Genomic DNA, 3,064 nt, shown 5'->3' on the forward strand with positions numbered 1-3,064 from the left:
ATCAATGCGTTGTACTTCGAATACCGTTCAAGAATGCGCATTACGAGTGGCTGCAGCGTAAAGATTGCAATTGTGTTGACTCCGAAAATTAATCCGAGCCACTTAGGAGAAAGGCCAAGAAATTGTGTTGCGAAAATCGGTACACCGGCCTGAATAACACCGTAGCCAAATGTGAAGAGAATGATTCCGCCAGTTCCGAGTAATACCAGAGGCTTAATCTTCAACAAATCTCGATAGGTTCCTTGCTCCGGTTCATCAGCTTTGGGTTCATACTTATCTAGCCCTTCTCCGTGGAGCGAGAGGATGATTGCTAAGTAGATAAGAAATGTTGCGGCATCGATCCAGTACATCCATTGAAATGATCGCAAAGATCCTTCTTGAATAATCAGTGAGCCGATCAAGCCACCGAGACCAAGCCCTAGATTGAGCAACATAAAGTTAAGACCAAAAATCTTGGAGCGATTCTCTTCCGGAGTTACGCGAGTAAGCACGACGCTCTGTGACGGCCAGATCGCCTGCCCTGCAATATTGATAGCTGTCAGTGCGAGAATTACCTGAAGCTGGGTTGTTACAAAAGCAAGAGAGAATGCCGCAGCGCTATTGAGTAAAAGCCCAACAATCATGACTTTTTTGGGACCAATACGATCGACAAGGGCGCCCATAGGAGTGCTTGCGATGATTGAGACAATTGCACCCCAGGCAAGCAAAAATCCGCCAAAGGTATTGGTAAAGCCGCGCATATCGTGGAGATATACCAGCAAGAGCGAGAGCGTCATTCCCCCGCCGATGGCATTGAGGCAGATGCCCAGAACCATCTTGCGAGATTTTGGATTAAGGACCTCGCGAATTTCGCTGTAGAGCATTTACTTCAGCAACTCTTGTGCTTGATCAAGAATCTGTGCTGAGTACTTAACAATCAACGAAACATGACCATGCCCTGGAACGAAATTGAGGGCAGAGCCAGGGATATGTTTTTCCAGCCAATATGAGTGTGCGTGAGGCACCATTAAATCTTGGTCGCCTTGCCAGATAAGCACTGGTGTAGAAATTGCTGCGAGATCAAAACCCCACGCTTGAATGAAGGCAATGTCGTCATCAATCCATCCATCAAAACTTACTGCCAAACCTTTGCGCATTGTTGTTGCCATTTCATCGGCAAAAGCGCCTTCAATGACGGCTTTATCAGCATCGCTAATCAATCCCCCGAATGATTCTCGTACCTGTTCTCCCGTGACATTTTTAAAAGCACCGGCATTTGTATCCATCCATGCAGATATTGCAGCCTCACCTTTGAGCGCTTCGCCAAATTCTTCTTCATTTTCGGGACCCATGCCTGCAAGGAAATCTAAATCTTCGGCTCCATATGCGCCGACGCCAGCTAGGGTGATTGCGCCTTTGCAGCCCGCAAGTTGCGTTGTCGCCAAAGCGTGTGGTCCTCCGCCAGACCAACCGATTGAGATGAATTCTCTGATGCCCATGGAATCTAGTAACTCTTGGATATCGTGATTATTGGAGAGCACAGTGCGACCTTCATTGCGATCACTGATGCCATAACCAGCACGACTGTAAGAGAGTGCCCTCACGCCACGAGCTGCCGCTTGTTCTAACCATGAAACCCACGCATGTGCATGACCTGGCGTTCCGTGGTGAAAGACGATCGCACTTGTTGAAGCGATTCCGTTATCGAAATATTCGAGAAATCGACCATCGGTGAGTTTGAGTGTAGGCATCCGGAAAGTGTAAACCGCAATTGAATACTCTGTCAGAATACCTCTATGTCTTCCGGCTTTGAGTTCGAGATACAACACGCCCCTGAAAAGGGTCTTGCTCGCGTCGGAACAATCACAACACCGCACGGAGAAATTCAGACTCCTGCCTTTATTCCTGTAGGTACCAAGGCAACTGTGAAATCAGTTCTCCCTGGCGCGATGGAAGATTTAGGCGCACAAGCACTTCTTGCCAACGCATACCACCTCTATTTACAGCCAGGGCCTGATGTTCTCGATGAAGCTGGTGGTTTAGGTTCATTTATGAACTGGGATAAGCCCACCTTTACTGATAGCGGTGGATTTCAAGTTCTCTCACTGGGTGTTGGCTTTAAGAAAGTCCTTGCGATGGATGCCCAGACCTTTCGATCTGATCAAGTAATCGCTGGCAATAAAGAACGCCTGGCACATGTCGATGATGAAGGCGTGACTTTTAAATCTCACCTTGATGGATCGATGCACCGCTTCAGCGCCGAGATCTCAATGCAAATCCAACATAAAATCGGCGCAGACATCATGTTTGCCTTCGATGAATGCACAACTCTTCACAACACCCGTCCCTATCAAGAGCTTGCCATGGAGCGCACGCACAATTGGGCAATCCGTTGTCTGGATGAGCACAAGCGGCTCACTGAATCTCGCAGCGATAAGCCTTACCAAGCGCTCTTCGGTGTTATTCAAGGCGCTCAGTACGAAGACCTTCGCAAGATCGCTGCTGCCGATCTCGGTTCGATGTCGTCATCAGGAATCAGCTTTGACGGCTTTGGAATCGGCGGAGCGCTCGATAAGGAATCACTCGGAACAATTGTCAGCTGGGTCAACTCCACTCTCCCCCAAGAAAAGCCGAAGCATCTGCTCGGTATTGGCGCTCCAGAAGACCTCTTTGTAGGAGTAGAAAATGGTGTCGATACTTTCGATTGCGTTCTTGCATCACGCATTGCCCGCACCAGCGCGGTCTACACAATGACTGGCCGCTTCAATGTTTCTAACGCAGGATATATCCGTGACTTCAATCCAATTGATAGCGAATGCGACTGCTACACCTGCACCAATTACACTCGTGCATACCTTTGTCATTTATTCCGCGGTAAAGAGATGGTTGCAGCGACGCTTGCAACAATTCACAATGAGCGATTCATCGTGCGCCTCGTCGATCAAATGCGCCACCATTTGTTAGCCGGCACCTTCTATGACTTTAAGGCCGACTTCCTTGGCCGCTATCTTCACCGCAGCGGCCAAGCCTCTAATTAATTCGCTTAGTGATGGGAAAGCTTGATGTCGTCAGCTTCGCTGCCGAC

Annotated in this window: 3 protein-coding genes; 1 reads left to right on the top strand and 2 read right to left on the bottom strand. The window is 48.7% G+C overall.

All coding sequences use genetic code 11. The features are described from left to right. Together ACKOVI_RS06800 and ACKOVI_RS06805 are read right to left on the bottom strand one after the other, a co-directional pair. Nucleotides 1–863, bottom strand: an 863-nt coding sequence (locus ACKOVI_RS06800; protein ID WP_509603321.1) for an MFS transporter, incomplete at its 3' end; no start/stop codon positions are given. Further along, nucleotides 864–1,730: an alpha/beta fold hydrolase gene (locus ACKOVI_RS06805; protein ID WP_509603322.1), complete on the bottom strand. Its 867-nt coding sequence runs from the start codon at nt 1,728–1,730 to the stop codon at nt 864–866. It lies immediately after the preceding gene. Between the two features lie 45 nt (nt 1,731–1,775). On the opposite strand from ACKOVI_RS06805, the gene tgt reads away from it, so the two are divergent. Continuing rightward, a complete protein-coding gene (gene tgt, locus ACKOVI_RS06810) occupies nt 1,776–3,017 on the top strand; it encodes a tRNA guanosine(34) transglycosylase Tgt (RefSeq protein WP_509603323.1) in 1,242 nt (413 codons plus the stop codon). Nucleotides 3,018–3,064: the final 47 nt, after the last annotated feature.

This window comes from Candidatus Planktophila sp., assembly GCF_046070465.1.
Taxonomy (GTDB): Bacteria; Actinomycetota; Actinomycetes; order Nanopelagicales; family Nanopelagicaceae; genus Planktophila.

Coding starts and splice junctions, on each gene's coding strand:
- ACKOVI_RS06805 (WP_509603322.1), bottom strand. CDS start 1,730: ATGCCTACACTCAAACTCACCGATGGTCGATTTCTCGAATATTTCGAT.
- tgt (WP_509603323.1), top strand. CDS start 1,776: ATGTCTTCCGGCTTTGAGTTCGAGATACAACACGCCCCTGAAAAGGGT.